This window comes from Cupriavidus sp. 05T41 (assembly GCF_056396525.1).
In genome coordinates this window covers 72,007-89,668 of the sequence record NZ_JBFTLQ010000003.1, presented here as the reverse complement: position 1 = coordinate 89,668, position 17,662 = coordinate 72,007, and the positions used below count along the sequence as shown (strand labels likewise).

The following is a 17,662-nucleotide window of genomic DNA, read 5'->3' as shown; positions in this document are numbered from 1 at the left end:
ATGCGCGGGACTGTTTAGCCAAGCGATCCGTCCGGTAGCAGAACTCCAACAAGATTCCGGGCGTCAGCAACAGGTTTCTTACTTTGTTTTTGAGGCTTTTATGAACAACCCGGCAATTGACGGCGCCTATGTGCTGCCGTTCKAGCAGTTGCGCAAGGAAGATGTGGAAACCGTGGGGGGCAAGAACTCGTCGCTGGGCGAGATGATCTCCCAGCTGGCCGAGGCCGGCGTGCGCGTTCCCGGCGGCTTTGCCACCACCTCGCTCGCGTTCCGTGACTTCCTCACMCACAACAACCTCACCCAGCGCATTTCCGATCGCCTCAAGGCCCTCGACGTCGACGACGTCAAGGCACTGGCCGAGGCCGGCGCCGAGATCCGCGACTGGGTCGTCAAGGCCCCGTTCCAGCCCCGTCTCGAGCAGGAAGTCCGCGAGTTCTACGCCCGTGCCGAAGAGCGCGAAGGCGCCGAAGCCTCGTTCGCGGTGCGCTCGTCGGCCACCGCCGAAGACCTGCCCGACGCCTCGTTCGCCGGCCAGCAGGAGTCCTACCTGAACGTCAGCGGCATCGACGACGTGCTGGACAAGATCCGCCACGTGTTCGCTTCGCTGTACAACGACCGCGCCATTTCCTACCGCGTGCACAAGGGCTTTGCCCATGACGTGGTGGCGCTGTCGGCCGGCGTGCAGCGCATGGTGCGCTCGGACGTGGGCGCTTCCGGCGTCATGTTCACCATCGACACCGAGTMGGGCTTCCAGGAAGTGGTCTTCATCACTTCCAGCTACGGCCTGGGCGAAACCGTGGTGCAGGGCGCGGTCAACCCCGACGAGTTCTACGTCTTCAAGCCCACGCTGGAAGCCGGCAAGTACCCGATCATCCGCCGCTCGATCGGCTCCAAGCTGATCAAGATGGAATTCACCGCGCCGGGCGAAGCCGGCCGCGTGAAGACCGTGGACGTGCCCATCGAACTGCGCAACCGCTACTCGATCACCGACGCGGACGTGGCCGAGCTGGCCAAGTACGCCGTMATCATCGAGAAGCACTACGGCCGCCCGATGGACATCGAATGGGGCCGCGACGGCCGCGACGGCAAGATCTACATCCTGCAGGCGCGCCCGGAGACCGTGAAGAGCCAGTCCGCCGGCAAGGCCGAGCAGCGCTTCAAGCTCAAGGGCACGGCACCCGTGCTGACCAGCGGCCGCGCGATCGGCCAGAAGATCGGCACCGGCCRCGTGCGCGTGATCAACGACCCKGCGGAAATGGAACGCGTGCAGCCCGGCGACGTGCTGGTCGCCGACATGACCGACCCCAACTGGGAGCCGGTGATGAAGCGCGCGGCTGCCATCGTCACCAACCGCGGTGGCCGTACCTGCCACGCTGCCATCATCGCGCGCGAACTGGGCGTGCCGGCCGTGGTCGGCTGCGCCGATGCCACCGACGTGCTCAAGGACGGCACGCTGGTGACGGTGTCGTGCGCCGAGGGCGATGAAGGCCGTATCTACGACGGCCTGCTCGAGACCGAGGTCACGGAAGTGCAGCGCGGCGAAATGCCKGAAATCGACGTCAAGATCATGATGAACGTCGGCAACCCGCAACTGGCCTTCGACTTCTGCCAGATCCCGAACCAGGGCGTGGGCCTGGCCCGCCTCGAGTTCATCATCAACAACAATATCGGCGTCCACCCGAAGGCCATCCTCGACTACCCGCAGGTCGACGCTGACCTGAAGAAGGCCGTGGAAAGCGTGGCCCGCGGCCACGCCAGCCCGCGCGCGTTCTACGTCGACAAGCTGGCCGAAGGCATCGCCACCATCGGCGCGGCGTTCTACCCGAAGCCCGTCATCGTGCGCCTGTCGGACTTCAAGTCCAACGAGTACAAGAAGCTGATCGGCGGTTCGCGCTACGAGCCGGACGAGGAAAACCCGATGCTGGGCTTCCGCGGCGCCTCGCGCTACATCTCCGAAGACTTCGCCGAAGCCTTCGAGATGGAATGCAAGGCCATGAAGCGCGTGCGCGACGACATGGGCCTGACCAATGTCGAGATCATGGTGCCGTTCGTGCGCACGCTCGGCCAGGCCGAGAAGGTGATCGAGCTGCTGGCCAAGCACGGCCTGAAGCGCGGCGAGAACGGCCTGCGTATCATCATGATGTGCGAAGTGCCGTCCAACGCCATCCTGGCCGAGGAATTCCTGCAGTTCTTCGACGGTTTCTCGATCGGCTCGAACGACCTGACCCAGCTCACGCTGGGCCTGGACCGCGACTCCGGCATGGAACTGCTGGCCAAGGACTTCGACGAACGCGACCCGGCGGTCAAGTTCATGCTGTCGCGCGCGATCTCCACCGCGCTGCGCCTGGACAAGTACGTCGGCATCTGCGGCCAGGGTCCTTCGGATCACCCGGACTTTGCCGAGTGGCTGGCCAAGRAAGGCATCAAGTCGATCTCGCTGAACCCGGACTCGGTCATCGATACCTGGAAGCAACTGGCTTCCTGAGGCATTTGAAGTCACAATAGCGGTACACCGGCCCTGCGCCAGGTGTTCCGAACCCCCGCAGGCGCCCTGGCGCTRCGGGGGTTTTTCAATTGGGACTGCTGATCGGTAGGGGGGGAGATGGCGCCGTACTACATCTGGTTTGCACTGGCCGCGGTGCTGGTGATCGCGGAACTGGCGCTCGGCACCTTGTACCTGCTGATGGTGGCACTTGGGGCCGCCGCCGGCGGCCTTGCCGCGCTGGGGGKGCTTGCCGCGGCCAGCCAGACCGTGCTGGCCGCGCTGGTGGCCCTGGCCGGCTTCGTGGTGCTGCGGCGCTCCCGCTACGGCCGCACGCGGCGCGATGCTGCCGAGTGCGATCCCAACGTCAACCTGGACATCGGCCAGGAGCTGGAAGTGCCGGCGTGGGGCTCGGGCGGCCGTGCGCGGGTGCGCTACCGCGGCACCGAATGGKATGTCGAGCTACAGCCCGGCGCCGCCGCGGCGCCCGGGCGCTTCCGCATCGTCGAGGTGCACGGCAACACCCTGTTCGTCAGCCCGCGCTAGGCGTTTGGTCCTGGCGCGGGCCTGTTTCCCGCGGTTTTTATTCCGTTCTGTCTTTCTTCAACCCCCTCACGGAGGTCACATGTTCGAGTTCTTCGGCAGCCTGCTGCCCCTGCTGGTCCTGGTCGCTGTGATCGTGCTGGTGGCGCAGAGCTTCAAGATCGTGCCGCAGCAGCATGCCTGGGTGCTGGAGCGCCTCGGCAAGTACCGCGCGACGCTGACGCCGGGCCTGACCGTGGTGCTGCCTTTCATCGACCGGGTGGCCTACAAGCACGTGCTGAAGGAAATCCCGCTCGACGTGCCCAGCCAGGTCTGCATCACGCGCGACAACACGCAGTTGCAGGTGGACGGCGTGCTGTATTTCCAGGTCACCGATCCGATGAAGGCGTCCTACGGCTCGAGCAATTTMGTGGTTGCCATCACCCAGTTGTCGCAGACCACGTTGCGCTCGGTGATCGGCAAGCTGGAGCTGGACAAGACCTTTGAAGAGCGCGACTACATCAATCACAGCGTGGTCAACGCGCTCGATGAAGCCGCCGCCAGCTGGGGCGTGAAGGTGCTGCGCTACGAGATCAAGGACCTCACGCCGCCCAAGGAGATCCTGCATGCCATGCAGGCCMAGATMACCGCCGAGCGCGAAAAGCGCGCGCTGATCGCGGCGTCGGAAGGCAAGCGCCAGGAGCAGATCAACCTGGCCACGGGCGCGCGCGAGGCGGCCATCCAGAAATCGGAAGGCGACCGCCAGGCCGCCATCAACCGGGCGCAGGGCGAGGCCTCGGCGATCCTGGCCGTGGCCGAAGCCAATGCGCAGGCGATCGAGAAGATCGGGCGCGCCATCCGCACCGATGGCGGCATGGAGGCGGTCAACCTGAAGGTAGCGGAGGAATACGTGGGCGCCTTCGGCAACCTGGCCAAGCAGGGCAACACCCTGATCGTGCCGGGCAACCTCGGGGAGATGAGCAGCATGGTGGCGGCCGCGCTGCAGATCGTGAAAGCGCAGAAGGCCTAGCGGATACAGGGAAGGCAAGGAGGGCAGGCAAGGGCGCGCGCGACGCACGCGGCTGGCGCCAGGCGGGAGCGTTGCTCCCCGCGCCTTATTCCTTCGTCGCGCCCTTCATGATGCGCGCCTTTTCGCGCTGCCAGTCGCGGTTCTTCTCGGTTTCGCGCTTGTCGAACTGCTTCTTGCCCTTGGCCAGGCCGATCTCGCATTTGACGCGGCCGCGCGTGTAATGCAGGTTAAGTGGCACGATCGTGAAGCCGCGCTGCTCCACCTTGCCGATCAGCCGCTTGATTTCCTCGGCCTTGAGCAGCAGCTTGCGGGTACGCACCGCATCGGGGTTGATGTGGGTCGAAGCGCTCTGCAGCGGGCTGATGTGGGCGCCGATCAGGAACAGCTCGGCATCGCGCACGACCACGTAACCCTCCTTGATCTGCACGCGACCCGCGCGGATCGCCTTGACTTCCCAGCCCTCGAGCACGATCCCCGCCTCGTATCGCTCTTCGATGAAGTAGTCGAAAAAGGCCTTCTTGTTGTCTGCGATGGTCATGCGATCCGGGTAGAGGAGATGAAGGTAAGAAAAAACAAAAAACAAAAAACAAAAAAACGAAAAACCAGAAATCAGATGGGGAAGCCGGGCGGGTGGGCCGCGCCGCCGGGAGGCCGCCAGGCGCCCTTGCATTGTGGCMAGGACGCGGCCGGGATGCCGATGTGCCGTGCGTGGGCTAAAATTGCGATTCTAGCAAACCGGCCCGCCCCGGTGGATCCCGCAGTGCGTCATGCCGCGCCCGGGATTCGTTMGGGCCGTGCTTGCTTTCCCGATACACCCGATTTCMCGATACATGGCAGACGTCCATAAATCCGTGCTGCTCGGCCACTCCGCCGAGCAGATGTACAACCTGGTCACGCAAGTCGAGGACTATCCCAAGTTCCTCCCCTGGTGCGGTGGCGTGGAGGTGTTCGAGCAGACCGAGACCATGCTCGACGCCAAGATCCACATCCACTTCAACGGCATCAAGCAGTACTTCCATACCCGCAACACCCAGGAGCGGCCCACCCGCATCGATATGGTGTTCGAGGACGGCCCCTTCAAGGTCTTCAGCGGATCCTGGCGCTTCACGCCGCTGCGCGAGGACGCCTGCAAGATMGAGTTCCACCTGCACTACGAGTTCTCCAGCTTCCTGCTGGAGAAGATCATCGGACCGGTGTTCAGCATGATCGCCAATACCTTCGTCGACGCCTTCGTCAAGCGGGCCGAGGTGGTGTATGGCAATGGCTGACGCGGCGGCCGGCACGGTGCGCGTATCGGTGTGCTACGCCCGCCCTGAAGGCGCCTTCCTGAGGGAAATCGAGGTGGCGCCCGGCACCAGCGTCATCGGCGCGATCGGCGCGTCCGGGTTGCTGCAGGCCTGCCCGGAGGTGGATCCCGCCACCCTGCGCGTGGGCATCTTCAGCAAGCTCAAGACCCCCGACACCGTCGTGCGCGACGGCGACCGTATCGAAGTCTATCGCCCGCTGGTGGCGGATCCGAAGTCGGCGCGCCGCAAGCGCGTGCTGAAAACCCGTCGCGGCGGCACCAGGGAAGGCCAGAAATGGCTGCGCGGCGGCTGACGCGCAAGGCGCTCCGTTTCCTCGCCTAGGCGCAGTTTTCCGCGATGCTCGCGTTCGCGCGCTGCATTTCGGCCTGGCGCTGGTCGTCGTTCAGGTGCTGCGCCGAGCCATCCGCGGCCGGCAGGGCAATGCGGCGGTTTTGCTGCAATGCCGTGGCGAAGTTGCGCATCTCGGTGCAGCGCACCTGGCGTTCCTGGGCGAGCTTGTCCCTGGTGGCTTGCTCGGCCTCGGCCTTGAGCGCGTCCGCGCGGCGTTTCTGGAAGGCGTCTTCCGCGCTCGCGGCCGGCCTGGCCTCTGCTTTCGCCTCGCCTTTCAGCTCCGTCCTGGCATTCACCGACATGGCCGCCACGGCCGCCACGGCCGGCGCCGGCTCGGCGGGCCGCAAGGCGCCGGCAAAGCGCCCGGGGGCCTTGACCACGCTGGCGGGCGGCACCGAGGGCGGCGGCGGGACATCGCTGAACACGGTACGGCCGCTGGCGTCGCGCCATTGCCATTGCGCCTGGGCGATGCCGGACTGGCAAAGGCAGGCCAGGGCGGCGAGCGTGAGGAGCGCGAGCGGGCGGGCGGTCTTGCGCGCAGTCATTGGTTTCATTGGCTTGGGTCGGGGTGACGGCCTGCGGGGAACAATGGCTGCGAAGGGCGCGCGCTGCGGCAGGCCGCAACTGCCATCCGCAACGATTCGCAGTCGTCCCAGGCAGGCAGGAGATCCCCGCCCCACGAGTGACTCGCGCGCCCCTGACCGCCGGGATTGGCCGCTAGTTTAGGCAGACTTGCCGGTGGCGTGCAAGCGCACCKACCAGKCCACGCCGACCATCAACAACACAATGGCGGCAATCTCCAGCGGGCGCGGCAGGCGATGGTCGAACACAAAGCCATATGCCAGCGCGAACAGCGTCTCKAACACGATCATCTGGCCAGACAGCGTGAGCGGCAGTCGGCGGCTCGAGATATTCCACAAGTTGTTGCMGATCAGCGACGCGCCCAGTGCCACCGCCGCGTTGACCGTCCAGAACCAGTGCCAGTCGCGGCCGCTGCCGGCGGCGGCCAGGCTGTCGCCGGCCAGCAGCCAGCCAGCGATCGCCAGCACCACCGAGACCACGCCGGTGGAGATGCCGTACAAGGCCGACCATTCGTTGCCGCTGTACTGGGGGTTGCGCTGCAGGTAGCGCGCGTTGTCGACGGCATAKAGCGTCCAGCATACCAGCGCGCCTGCCGCGCACATGACGCCCGCCAGGCGCTCCCATGCCGGGCGCAGCGCCGCCGCGCCGGCCTGCCCGTGGGCGCCGCCACCGCCGCCGAACAGGTCGATGTTGATGCAGGCGATGCCCGCGGCCACCACCAGCAAGGGCCAGATCAGCCGGGACAGCGGCACCGCGCCGTGGTCGCGCCTGCCCATGATGGTGACCGAGATGGGCAGGATGCCGATGATCAGCGACGTCGGGCCGACGCCGGCCAGCTGCACGCCGAAGGCCAGCAGCACGTAGTAGAGCAGGTTGCYGGTGAAGGCCTGGCGCAGCAGGGCCACGCAATCGGCGCGGGTCAGCTTGCGGGCGATGCGCTTCATCAGCGGCAGCGCGGCAATGAACGCGACCAGCCCATAGGCCAGGTAGCGGCCGATCGCGAGTTCCCACGGCGAGAACACGGGCAGCAGCTTGGGGGCGATAAACACCATGCCCCAGAACGCGCCGGCCAGCAGGCCGCACAGTACGCCGATACCCATCTTGGTCAGACCTATGCCGGAAAAAGGACAAAGAGCATAGCAGACTCGCACAAGGGCACTCGCAGGCGCGTCAAGAAACGTGCCATTCCTGTATAATTCGGTTTTGCGCCTAGAGGAATTGCTATGCGTCTTGTCCAGAAAGCACTCACATTCGATGACGTGCTGCTTGTGCCGGCCTATTCGTCGGTACTGCCCCGTGATGTTTCCCTCCGTACCCGCCTGACCCGTTCGATCGAGCTGAACATTCCGCTGGTATCCGCCGCCATGGATACCGTCACGGAAGCCCGCCTGGCGATCGCCATGGCGCAGGCCGGTGGTATTGGCATCGTCCACAAGAACCTGAAGCCGGCCGACCAGGCTCGCGAAATCGCGCGCGTGAAGCGCTACGAATCCGGCGTGCTGCGTGATCCGATCACCATCCCTCCGGACATGAAGATCCGGGATGTGATTGCGCTGTCACATCAACACGGTATTTCMGGTTTCCCCGTGCTRGAAGGCAAGACCGTGGTCGGCATCATCACCAACCGCGACCTGCGCTTCGAGGAAGACCTGGAAGCCCCCGCGCGCGCCAAGATGACGCCGCGCGAAAAGCTGGTGACGGTGGGCGAGGACGCCTCGCTGGAGGACGCCAAGCGCCTGATGAACCGCCACCGCCTCGAGCGCGTGCTGGTGGTCAACCAGGCTTTCGAGCTGCGCGGCCTGATCACCGTGAAGGACATCCAGAAGGCCGTGGASMACCCGCTGGCCAGCAAGGACGAYCGCGGCCAGCTGCGCGTTGGCGCGGCGGTCGGCGTGGGCCCGGACAATGACGAGCGCGTGGACCTGCTGGTCAAGGCCGGCGTGGACGTGATCGTGGTCGACACCGCGCATGGCCACAGCCAGGGCGTGCTGGACCGCGTGCGCTGGGTCAAGCAGAACTATCCGCAGGTGCAGGTGATCGGCGGCAATATCGCCACCGGCGCCGCCGCGCGCGCGCTGGTCGATCATGGCGCCGACGGCGTCAAGGTCGGCATCGGCCCGGGCTCGATCTGCACCACCCGCATCGTGGCGGGCGTAGGCGTGCCGCAGATCACCGCGGTGTCCAACGTGGCCGAAGCCCTCAAGGGCACCGGCGTGCCGCTGGTGGCCGATGGCGGCATCCGCTACTCGGGCGACGTCGCCAAGGCGCTGGCAGCCGGCGCGCACGTGGTCATGATGGGCGGCATGTTCTCCGGCACCGAAGAAGCGCCGGGCGAAGTGTTCCTGTACCAGGGCCGCTCGTTCAAGAGCTACCGCGGCATGGGCTCGGTGGGCGCGATGAAGGACGGCGCGGCCGATCGCTACTTCCAGGAAGACAATACCGCCAACGTCGACAAGCTGGTCCCCGAAGGGATCGAAGGCCGCGTGCCCTACAAGGGTGCGGTCACGGCGATCATCCACMAGCTGTGCGGTGGCGTGCGTGCTTCCATGGGTTATTGCGGCAGCAGCTCCATCGCCAGCTGGCACGAGACMTCGGAGTTCGTGCAGATCACGGCCGCGGGCATGCGCGAGTCGCATGTGCACGATGTGCAGATCACCAAGGAAGCGCCGAACTACTACATCGACTAAGTCGCTTTGACCCAGTGGCTGCGCGGGGCGCGATGCCCCGCCAGTCACACGGCCCGGTACAGCTTTCTGCCGGGCCGAGCCGGCCGCGCCCCCAGGCCGGGCCTTACGCCTGACCGGAGGAGATTTCATGAAAGTTCTGCTGCGAGCTGTGCTGTTTCTCGATGCCTTGCTGGATCTGCTGCTCGGCATCGTCCTGCTGCTTTCGCCTTTCACGACGCTCTACAGCGCGCTGCAGTTGCCGCAGCCCCAGCCCCCCCTCTACGGGCAGTTGCTCGGCGTGGCGCTGATCGGCCTGGCCTTGCTGCTGTGGCAGGCCACCATCAACGGGCAGCTCACGGTGGCGGTGGCACGCACGGTGGGCCAGGTCAACCTGGTCAGCGCGGTGCTGATCGTGGCCTGGATGCTCATGCTCGACCTGCCGGTGCAGGGCGCGGGCAAGATCTGGCTGCCGGTGCTGGCCGCGGTGCTGGCATTTTTCGCGGCCGTGCAGTTGCCGGCGGCCAAGCGCGTGCGCGTGCGCGAGCGTGAACTGCGCGCGCAGCGCGAACTGCAGAAAGATTCGCAAGACAAGGATGCCGGCGCGCCCCCCGTGGCAGGCCGGCCGCAATCACCCGAATACCGGCGCGAGCCTGGTTTCACGCCACCGCCCGGCTATGGCCCGGGCACGGAAGTGATGCCCGACCCCGCGCCGGACGACACGTCATCCGCCCATCATGCACGACAAAATCCTCATCCTTGATTTCGGCTCGCAGGTAACGCAGCTGATCGCCCGCCGCGTGCGCGAAGCGCACGTCTACTGCGAGATCCACCCGAACGACGTGTCGGAAGAATTCGTGCGCGAGTTCGCGCCCAAGGCCATCATCCTGTCCGGCAGCCACGCCAGCACCTACGAAGACCATCAGCTGCGCGCGCCGCAGGCCGTGTGGGACCTCGGCGTGCCGGTGCTGGGCATCTGCTACGGCATGCAGACCATGGCCGTGCAGCTCGGCGGCAAGGTGGAGTGGAGCGATCACCGCGAATTCGGCTACGCCGAAGTGCGTGCGCATGGCCACACCGCGCTGCTCAAGGACCTGGAGGATTTCTCCACGCCCGAAGGCCACGGCATGCTCAAGGTCTGGATGAGCCATGGCGACAAGGTCGCCGAGCTGCCGCCGGGCTTCAAGCTGATGGCATCCACGCCGAGCTGCCCGATCGCCGGCATGGCCGACGAGGCGCGCGGCTACTACGCCGTGCAGTTCCACCCGGAAGTCACGCATACCGCCAAGGGCCGCGACATCCTCGACCGCTTCGTGCAGAAGATCGCCGCCGCCAGGCCCGACTGGGTCATGCGCGACCACATCGCTGAAGCCGTCAACCGGATCCGCGAGCAGGTCGGCGACGAAGAAGTGATCCTCGGCCTGTCCGGCGGCGTCGATTCGTCGGTGGCCGCGGCGCTGATCCATCGCGCCATCGGCGACCAGCTCACCTGCGTGTTCGTCGATCACGGCCTGCTGCGCCTGAACGAAGGCAAGATGGTGATGGAAATGTTCGCCGGCCGCTTGCATGCCAAGGTCGTGCACATCGACGCCGCCGAGCAGTTCCTCGGCCACCTCGCCGGCGTGACCGATCCGGAAGCCAAGCGCAAGATCATCGGCCGCGAGTTCGTCGAAGTGTTCCAGGCCGAAGCCAAGAAGCTAAGCAAGGCCAAGTGGCTGGCGCAAGGCACCATCTACCCCGACGTGGTCGAGTCCGGCGGCACCAAGACCAAGAAAGCCACCACCATCAAGAGCCACCACAATGTGGGCGGCCTGCCGGAAACGCTGGGCCTCAAGCTGCTCGAACCGCTGCGCGACCTGTTCAAGGACGAAGTGCGGGAACTCGGCGTGGAACTCGGCCTGCCGCCCGAAATGGTCTACCGCCACCCGTTCCCGGGCCCGGGCCTGGGCGTGCGTATCCTGGGCGAGGTCAAGCGCGACTACGCCGAACTGCTGCGCCGCGCCGATGCCATCTTCATCGAAGAACTGCGCGGCACGCTGGCCACCGAGAAGGACGCCGCCGCCGGCCTGTGCGAACCCGCGCAAGTGGGCAAGAGCTGGTATGACCTGACCAGCCAGGCCTTCGCCGTGTTCCTGCCGGTCAAGTCCGTCGGCGTGATGGGCGACGGCCGCACCTACGACTACGTCGTCGCGCTGCGCGCGGTACAGACCACCGACTTCATGACGGCGCACTGGGCGCACCTGCCGTACGCGCTGCTGGGCCGCTGCTCGAACCGGATCATCAACGAGGTGCGGGGGCTGAACCGGGTGGTGTATGACGTGTCGGGCAAGCCGCCTGCGACGATCGAGTGGGAGTGAAACCGGGTTCTTCGGGGACTATCGAAAAAGAAGCGCCGGGCTGAATTTCGATTCCTCGCCCAACGGCTTTGCCGCCGGCTACTTGCCGAGCGCAGGGCAGAAGGGCAGGTACGGCGTGGCTGTAGCTGTCCGGCACAGGTTTTGACCGCKGGACGGAAGATGGACCCGAAGCCGCGCGCGTTGCGCCCCAATGCTGCCGTTCGGCCTGGCAAGTCCGAACGGCAGCGATGGCGKGCAGGGGTTGGTCGAATTGTCAGCGCAAGCGGCTGCTTCCGACCCCGTCACGGACAGAGGCTGCGATCTCGCCTGCGCCTGATGTTGCCCTGCGCTTGAACCAAAGCGCCAGCACAGGGAAGAGGATGGTGGCCGCCACGATCGTGAAGAACACGTCGGCGCCCCCCGCGCGCAGCATGACAGCGCCGGTGATTGGCCCGAGGATGCCGCCAATGCGGCCGATGCCGTACATCCATGCGATGCCTGCCGAGCGGCCATGCGTCGGGTAGAACGCTGCAGCGAGGCCGCCCATCGAGAATATCGCGCCATTCAGGCCCACGCCGGCAAGCAGGATGCTGGCGGCGAGCCAKATMGGGCTGCCGGCCTGTTGCCCGATCAGCCAGACCGAGGCGCCGCCCAGGGCAAATGCCAGCGCCACGACGCTGTTGCGCTCGAAGCGGTCCATCAGCCAGCCGACAAGGAAGGCGCCAATGATGCCGCCCAGGGCCAACAGGCTGGTCGCGATCGTCGCCTGCCGCAAGGTCGCGCCTGACTCCTGGATCAGCGTGGGCATCCAGCCCATCAGCAGGTAGTAGGCGAACGTGCCGGCGAAGTAGGTCAGCCACAGCGCCAGCGTTCCCGCGCGCAGCGGCTTCGACAGCATGACGGCCATCCCCGATCCGGGGCCCTTGGGCTGATCTTCGGAAAAGGCAAAGCGCGCGCCTTCGAAGTCATGCGCCGGGGCGATGCGGCGAAGCACGGCGGCAATCCGTTCGGCCGGCCACTGGCGCAGCACCATGAAACGCAGCGGCTCCGGCACCGTGAAATGCACGACAATCGCCAGGGCGATCGGCATGAACGCACCCACCACGAACAGGCTCTTCCAGCCGTAGGCCGGAATCAGCAGCCCGGCGGTCATGCCGCACGCCGCCGCGCCGATCATTCCTCCGCAGCCCATGGTATTGACGAGTAGCGCGCTGCGCCTTGCCGGTGCGTACTCGTAGACGAGTGTCGTGGCTCCCGGCACCGCCGCGCCGATGCCAAGGCCGGTGAGAAATCGCCAGATACCCAGCGAAAGCGGCGTTTCGGCAAACATGCTGCCGAAGCTGCACAGGCCGAACAGGATCATGGAGGCAACCATCACGGTCTTCGGCGTGGTGCGGTCGAAGAGAGGGCCGGCCAGCAGGGCGCCGATCGCCATGCCGAGGATCGATGCGCTCATGACGGGCCCGAAGACCGCCTTGTCCAGGTGCCATGCCTGCATCAGCACCGGGACAACGAAGCCGACGGCGAAGGCATCGTAGGTGTCGATGGCAATGGTCAGGAAGCAGACGACCAGGATCAGCCATTGATATGGCGAGAACCGCTGTCCGTCGATGAACTGCTTTACGTCAATGGTCTTTTTGGCATCTGTCATCGTGTCTCCTCCCAGAGGGGCGTTGCATTGGCGTTGGTCTACGCTGTTGTTGTGCCTGGCTTGTACAGGGACCGCTTCGGGGCGGCGAAGAGCCGGTTGTGGAGAGCGTCCCGATCAGGAGGCTGAGGCTAGCGATCGCGCTGCTTCGCATCCCAGCGACTGTCGTCCATGACCAGCCGGAAACCGAGGTGAGACATGCCGCTGTCAGGGTCGGTGCCGCGTCGGGCACTGGGGCGATAGCTCAGGCAGTAGTCCTCGTTGCAGAGGAAGGAGCCGCCGCGCGTGACGCGCTTCGGCGCGTTGACGGGAACGCCGGGCTCGCCCGGATCCCAGGAGGCCACGGGACCCGCGGGATTCTCGATCAGCCGGCCGAGAGCGGCTTCGCGCTGAAACTGGTCGGGCCGGTACCAATCCGTTACCCACTGCCAGGCATTGCCGGTMATGTCATGCAGGCCGTAGCCGTTGGCCGGGAAGGTGCCGACMGGGCTCGTGCCCGGCGCGCCGCCCGCCTTGGGACTCACCACGGGAAAGGGCTGCGCCTGCTGCCCCTGCCAGGCGTTGGCCATCTGCTTGCCGTCGGGGGCGAACTTCTCGCCCCACGCATAGGTCGCCTGCGCCAGGCCGCCGCGTGCCGCGAACTCCCACTCCGCTTCCGTCGGCAGGCGCTTGCCGGCCCATCGGGCATAGGCCTGCGCGTCTTCATAGGAGACCTGCACCACCGGGTGGTCGTCCTTGCCATCGATCGACGTGCCGGGCCCGCCCGGATGGCGCCAGTCGGCGCCCGCAACGTAGCGCCACCAGCGTGAATAGTCCTGCAGCGGCACCGGCCGCGATGTGCCCACGAACACCATGCCGCCCGGCACCATCGCGCTGGCGGGCGGGCGCGGCGTGCCCGGCGGCAGTTGGACCTTCAGGGTGTCCCATTCAGGGGTCTTTTCCGCAGTGGTGACGTAACCGGTGGCCGCGACGAATTTGCGGAACTCGGCATTGGTGACGTGATGCTGGTCCATCCAGAAGCCATGGACGCGCACCTTGTGCGCGGGCTTCTCGTTGTCCTGGGCCATCTTGCTGTCGCTGCCCATCAGGAATTCGCCGCCGGGGATGTGGACCATGCCCCGCGGCCCGCTAACGCCATCTCCAGGMCTGGCGACGACGGCGCCCGGTGCATGGGTGCGTGCCTGCCACCAGGMAAGGCCGCCGCCGGTGGCGGCGGCAACGCATGCCACGAAGGCCAGCATGATTGCGCGGCCGTGGCGCCGCGTGGCCAGCCGGCCGCCTCCMGATGTCTTCACCGCTCGTGCCCCGAGCTGCCCGCTGCGTTCCATCGGAGACTCCTATTGCCGCCCGGCAGCCTGCTGCCGCTTCTGCTGCAGGAAGTCCTGCACCATGTTCGAGCGGTCAAACGACTTGGCCGCTTGCACCGGCGGATATTCCCCCAGCGTTTGCAGGTGGTTCCCGATCAATTCGCCCAGCGGGCCCGCCATCCACGCTGCCTTCTGCACCAGATGACCGTAGGAATCCTTGCTGTCATAGCTTTCGAACGGGTCGCTGCGCAGGTTGAACAGCATGGTGATGGTGCGGGGACGCAGGTCGCTGTAGTAATCCTCCTTCACCGAGAAGTGGAACTTCCACGGGCCCATGCGCACCGCCGCCAGCTTGCTCTCGTAGTAGTAGAGAAAGTCCCGCCGCGCGCTTTCCTGCGACTTGCCGGTCCAGTAGTCGACGTTGTTGATCCCGTCGATGTACTGCTTCTTCTCGCGCTGCATCTGCTCCGCCACGTCGGGAGCGCCGGCTACGGCCGCGAAGCTGGTGAACATGTCCTGATGCGCCTGGATGCCGTTCTTGATCTGGCCCGGCTTGATGACGCCCGGCCAGCGCAGCATGGACACCACCCGGACGCCGCCTTCGTAGGTCGTCATCTTCTCGCCACGGAAGGGCGTAGTCGCGCCATGCGGCCACGACGAGTGCTCCGGGCCATTGTCGGTCGAGTACCAGACGATGGTGTTGTTGTCCAGGCCGCTGCGCTTGAGATAGTCCAGTACGAGGCTGATATCGTGATCGTGCTGGAGCATGCCGCCGCCGTGMAGGTCATCTTCATGCGTGTACCTGGCTGCCGCGTAACGCCACTTGTCGTTGAGGTGGGTGTACAGATGCATGCGGCTGGTGTTGAGCCAGACGAAGAACGGCTTGTCTTCCTGTTTTGACTTCTGCATGAAGTCGATGGCCTTTGGAATGACTTCCTCCGCATCGAAGTCCTCCATCCGCTTCATGGTGAGCGGGCCGGTGTCCTCGATCTTCTGCCGGCCTACGCGCCCGAAGCGCGGATCCGTGCTGGCGTCGTCGCTGTCCGTGGCGAAGGCGTGGAGCACGCCGCGCGGCGCGAACCTCTGCGCGAATGCCTTGGGCCCGCCCGGATAGTCGCTCGCGTAGTGCTTGTAGTCGTGGTACTCCGGCTGTTCTTCGACGTTGAGGTGATACAGGTTGCCGAAGAATTCATCGAAGCCATGCGCCGTCGGCAGGTTCTCGTTGTGGTCGCCCAGATGGCTCTTGCCGAAGTGTCCGGTACGGTAGCCAAGGCGCTTGAGCACCTCGGCCAGGCTGGGCGATTCAGCTTTCAGGCCGAGCTTGTCGCCCGGCTGGCCGACCGTGGTCATGCCGGAGCGGATCGGGTATTGCCCGGTGATGAACGCCGCGCGCCCCGCCGTGCAGGACGGCTGCGCATAGTGGTCGGTAAAGCGGATGCCGGCCATGCCGATGCTGTCGATGTTCGGCGTGGTGTACCCCATGGTGCCCATGCCATAAGCGCTGATGTTCTGCCAGCCGATGTCATCGCCCCAGATGACGAGGATGTTCGGCCTGCTGCCCTGGGCCGCGGCGGCAAACGGGCTGGCAACGGCAACGGCCAGTCCCGTCGCGATCGCGGCCAGCGCGCGTTTCATTCGTTCGGTCATGATTCTTCCCGGTGAAGGTGAGGGTCAGGCTTGGCGCAATGCCACCGGCCGCTTCCAGCCCATCCTGCCGCGCAGGGCGCCCAGTTGCCGCAGGGCGCCGGGGCCCTGCACGTACTGGCCGGGAAAGCCCATCGTGCGTAGCATCTGTGCATTCTCCGAAGCGATTCGTCAGGCGGAAAGGCCCGGCAGGCCGCCCGAGATGTATTTCATGCCGTTGTCCTGCGCACGGATGGCCTGGTCCACCCAGGCCTTGATCTGGCCGGCATCCGACAGGCTGATGAAGGAGCCGTCCGGCATGAAGTTCACGTTTGCGCCAATGACCTGGAAGATCACGTCGGTCGGGCCGTCGTTGTCGGCCGGCGTGTTGAACTGGTGGATCGAGCCACCCGGTTCATACAGATAGCAGCCGGCGGTTTGCTTCTGGTCGGGGTACTCGGTGTAGTACCAGCTGCCGCTCATGGTGTAGAAGTGAACCACGCCGGTGTGGAAGTKCAGCGGCAGCGTCAGCCCGGGCGCGAAGCGGGCGCGGATGATCCATACGCCGTTGCAAGGGTCCAGGAACAGCGGGAAGATCTCGATGCCTTCATGGCCGCCGAAGGCCTTCAGGAAGGGGTGCGCGGTGGTGTCGACGTACAGGAGCTTGTCCTGATGGGTGATGGTTTCGGGAAGTGCCATGGTCAGGGTCTCCTGGATCAGAAATTGGTGCGCAGAGCAAAGGTCGATGGCAGTCAATGGCAGGCATAGCCACCGTCGACCACCAGTTCGGTGCCGGTGACATAGGCGGAGTCATCGCTGGCCAGGTACAGGACGGCGCCCGCGACTTCGTCGGGCGTGCCGCGGCGCTTGAGCGGGATCTCGCCGCCGATGCGCATGCGCGAGGCCATCAGCTCGGCTTCGCTCAGGCTGCCGGTGTTGCCGCTGGCGAGCAGCGGCGTATCGATGTAGCCGGGATGCAGGCTGTTGACGCGGATGGCATAGCCTTTTTCGGCGCAGTGCAGCGCCACGGACTTCGACAGAAAGCGAACGCCTGCCTTGGACGCACTGTAGGCGGGCGCCATCGGCTCGCCGCAGATCGCAGTGATCGACGACACGTTGATGATCGAGCCGCCCTTTGCCTTCATCAGCGCGAGCCCATGCTTGCAGCCCAGGAAGACGCTCTTGAGATTGACGTTGAGGATCTTGTCGAAGTCTTCGAGCGTGCAGGTTTCAATGGTCTGGGAGATGGCAATGCCGGCATTGTTCACCAGCACGTCCAGCCGGCCTTCGGCCACGCGGATATGGTCCAGCACGCGCAGCCAGTCGGCTTCCTGCGCGACATCGTGCCGCAGGAAAGCAGCTTGCAGTCCTGCCTGCCTCAGTTCCGCTTCGGCCTGCCGGCCGCCGGTCTCGTTGATATCGGTGAAGAAGACCMGGGCGCCTTCMCGGGCCAGTCGTCGCGAGAAGGCGAGGCCCATGCCCGAGGCGCCGCCGGTGACGAGTGCGATCTTGTCCTGCATTCGCATGGTCGATATGTCCTTGTCTGTCAAAGGTGGGATTTGGCGCGCCTGGTGCGATGGATGAGCACCAATGCCGCGCCGCGTGCTGGCGCAGTGAACCGGTCCGGCGCTGCCGGACGGTGGGTGTCGCTGCGGTAGCCGCGACGACGGGGGTTGTCTCCTGGTTCTTGTCTTTCGGGCGTTGATACGCCACTCGATGGGTAGTAATGCTAAGTGGGCGCGCGCGTCGGTGTTATGGCATATTCGGACAGATAGTTATCATTTCCGGACAACCCAATTCCTTCGCGCCGATGCGTACCGTCAGGCATGTTC

The 17,662-nt window shown here is 65.6% G+C and carries 16 protein-coding genes; 8 read left to right on the top strand and 8 right to left on the bottom strand.

The window, feature by feature from the left end:
- Positions 1-100 precede the first annotated feature (100 nt).
- The 3 genes from ppsA to AC1DKV_RS02650 all read left to right on the top strand — a co-directional run bounded on the left by ppsA (position 101) and on the right by AC1DKV_RS02650 (position 4,034).
- A complete protein-coding gene (gene ppsA, locus AC1DKV_RS02660) occupies positions 101-2,485 on the top strand; it encodes a phosphoenolpyruvate synthase (RefSeq protein ID WP_477137405.1) in 2,385 nt (794 codons plus the stop codon).
- Positions 2,486-2,602: 117 nt separating this feature from the next.
- Complete coding sequence (locus AC1DKV_RS02655) at positions 2,603-3,028, top strand: NfeD family protein (protein ID WP_477137404.1); 426 nt, start codon at positions 2,603-2,605, stop codon at positions 3,026-3,028.
- Positions 3,029-3,107: 79 nt separating this feature from the next.
- Positions 3,108-4,034: an SPFH domain-containing protein gene (locus AC1DKV_RS02650; RefSeq protein WP_477137403.1), complete on the top strand. Its 927-nt coding sequence runs from the start codon at positions 3,108-3,110 to the stop codon at positions 4,032-4,034.
- A gap of 85 nt (positions 4,035-4,119) precedes the next feature.
- Here AC1DKV_RS02650 and smpB read toward each other — a convergent pair whose 3' ends face one another.
- Positions 4,120-4,572, bottom strand: coding sequence for an SsrA-binding protein SmpB (smpB, locus tag AC1DKV_RS02645; protein ID WP_441613494.1), 453 nt, complete (start codon positions 4,570-4,572; stop codon positions 4,120-4,122).
- Positions 4,573-4,864: 292 nt separating this feature from the next.
- Here smpB and AC1DKV_RS02640 point away from each other — a divergent pair, with 292 nt between their 5' ends.
- Together AC1DKV_RS02640 and AC1DKV_RS02635 are read left to right on the top strand one after the other, a co-directional pair.
- On the top strand, positions 4,865-5,302 hold the full coding sequence (locus AC1DKV_RS02640; protein ID WP_441613495.1) for a type II toxin-antitoxin system RatA family toxin: 438 nt from the start codon (positions 4,865-4,867) through the stop codon (positions 5,300-5,302).
- Positions 5,289-5,633 carry an RnfH family protein gene (locus AC1DKV_RS02635; protein WP_441613496.1) on the top strand — a complete coding sequence of 115 codons (345 nt, stop codon included), beginning with the start codon at positions 5,289-5,291 and terminating at the stop codon, positions 5,631-5,633. Before AC1DKV_RS02640 ends, AC1DKV_RS02635 begins: the two co-directional genes overlap by 14 nt.
- A 25-nt stretch (positions 5,634-5,658) precedes the next feature.
- Here AC1DKV_RS02635 and AC1DKV_RS02630 read toward each other — a convergent pair whose 3' ends face one another.
- Together AC1DKV_RS02630 and AC1DKV_RS02625 are read right to left on the bottom strand one after the other, a co-directional pair.
- The gene (locus AC1DKV_RS02630; RefSeq protein WP_477137402.1) at positions 5,659-6,225 is read right to left on the bottom strand and encodes a DUF4124 domain-containing protein; all 567 of its coding nucleotides are present in this window, start codon (positions 6,223-6,225) and stop codon (positions 5,659-5,661) included.
- Between the two features lie 168 nt (positions 6,226-6,393).
- Complete coding sequence (locus tag AC1DKV_RS02625) at positions 6,394-7,353, bottom strand: DMT family transporter (RefSeq protein ID WP_477137401.1); 960 nt, start codon at positions 7,351-7,353, stop codon at positions 6,394-6,396.
- Positions 7,354-7,476: 123 nt separating this feature from the next.
- On the opposite strand from AC1DKV_RS02625, the gene guaB reads away from it, so the two are divergent.
- The 3 genes from guaB (at position 7,477) to guaA (ending at position 11,273) form a co-directional block, all read left to right on the top strand.
- Positions 7,477-8,940: an IMP dehydrogenase gene (gene guaB / locus AC1DKV_RS02620; RefSeq protein WP_477137400.1), complete on the top strand. Its 1,464-nt coding sequence runs from the start codon at positions 7,477-7,479 to the stop codon at positions 8,938-8,940.
- Positions 8,941-9,067: 127 nt separating this feature from the next.
- Positions 9,068-9,679, top strand: coding sequence for a hypothetical protein (locus tag AC1DKV_RS02615; RefSeq protein ID WP_441613500.1), 612 nt, complete (start codon positions 9,068-9,070; stop codon positions 9,677-9,679).
- Complete coding sequence (gene guaA, locus AC1DKV_RS02610) at positions 9,654-11,273, top strand: glutamine-hydrolyzing GMP synthase (protein ID WP_441613501.1); 1,620 nt, start codon at positions 9,654-9,656, stop codon at positions 11,271-11,273. Before AC1DKV_RS02615 ends, guaA begins: the two co-directional genes overlap by 26 nt.
- 253 nt (positions 11,274-11,526) lie before the next feature.
- On the opposite strand, the gene AC1DKV_RS02605 is transcribed toward guaA, so the two are convergent.
- The 5 genes from AC1DKV_RS02605 to AC1DKV_RS02585 all read right to left on the bottom strand — a co-directional run bounded on the left by AC1DKV_RS02605 (position 11,527) and on the right by AC1DKV_RS02585 (position 17,356).
- Complete coding sequence (locus tag AC1DKV_RS02605; RefSeq protein ID WP_441613502.1) at positions 11,527-12,903, bottom strand: MFS transporter; 1,377 nt, start codon at positions 12,901-12,903, stop codon at positions 11,527-11,529.
- A 128-nt stretch (positions 12,904-13,031) separates the two neighbouring features.
- Positions 13,032-14,141 carry a formylglycine-generating enzyme family protein gene (locus AC1DKV_RS02600; RefSeq protein ID WP_477137456.1) on the bottom strand — a complete coding sequence of 370 codons (1,110 nt, stop codon included), beginning with the start codon at positions 14,139-14,141 and terminating at the stop codon, positions 13,032-13,034.
- A 96-nt stretch (positions 14,142-14,237) separates the two neighbouring features.
- Positions 14,238-15,854 carry an arylsulfatase gene (locus tag AC1DKV_RS02595; RefSeq protein ID WP_441613503.1) on the bottom strand — a complete coding sequence of 539 codons (1,617 nt, stop codon included), beginning with the start codon at positions 15,852-15,854 and terminating at the stop codon, positions 14,238-14,240.
- A gap of 168 nt (positions 15,855-16,022) precedes the next feature.
- On the bottom strand, positions 16,023-16,529 hold the full coding sequence (locus AC1DKV_RS02590) for a 2,4'-dihydroxyacetophenone dioxygenase family protein (protein ID WP_477137399.1): 507 nt from the start codon (positions 16,527-16,529) through the stop codon (positions 16,023-16,025).
- 53 nt (positions 16,530-16,582) lie between these two features.
- A complete protein-coding gene (locus AC1DKV_RS02585) occupies positions 16,583-17,356 on the bottom strand; it encodes a glucose 1-dehydrogenase (protein WP_477137398.1) in 774 nt (257 codons plus the stop codon).
- Positions 17,357-17,662: the final 306 nt, after the last annotated feature.

Bases quoted from the DNA above. Each gene is read 5' to 3' on its own strand.
- AC1DKV_RS02615 (WP_441613500.1), top strand. From the start codon at position 9,068: ATGAAAGTTCTGCTGCGAGCTGTGCTGTTTCTCGATGCCTTGCTGGAT.
- AC1DKV_RS02635 (WP_441613496.1), top strand. From the start codon at position 5,289: ATGGCAATGGCTGACGCGGCGGCCGGCACGGTGCGCGTATCGGTGTGC.
- smpB (WP_441613494.1), bottom strand. From the start codon at position 4,572: ATGACCATCGCAGACAACAAGAAGGCCTTTTTCGACTACTTCATCGAA.
- guaA (WP_441613501.1), top strand. From the start codon at position 9,654: ATGCACGACAAAATCCTCATCCTTGATTTCGGCTCGCAGGTAACGCAG.
- AC1DKV_RS02630 (WP_477137402.1), bottom strand. From the start codon at position 6,225: ATGAAACCAATGACTGCGCGCAAGACCGCCCGCCCGCTCGCGCTCCTC.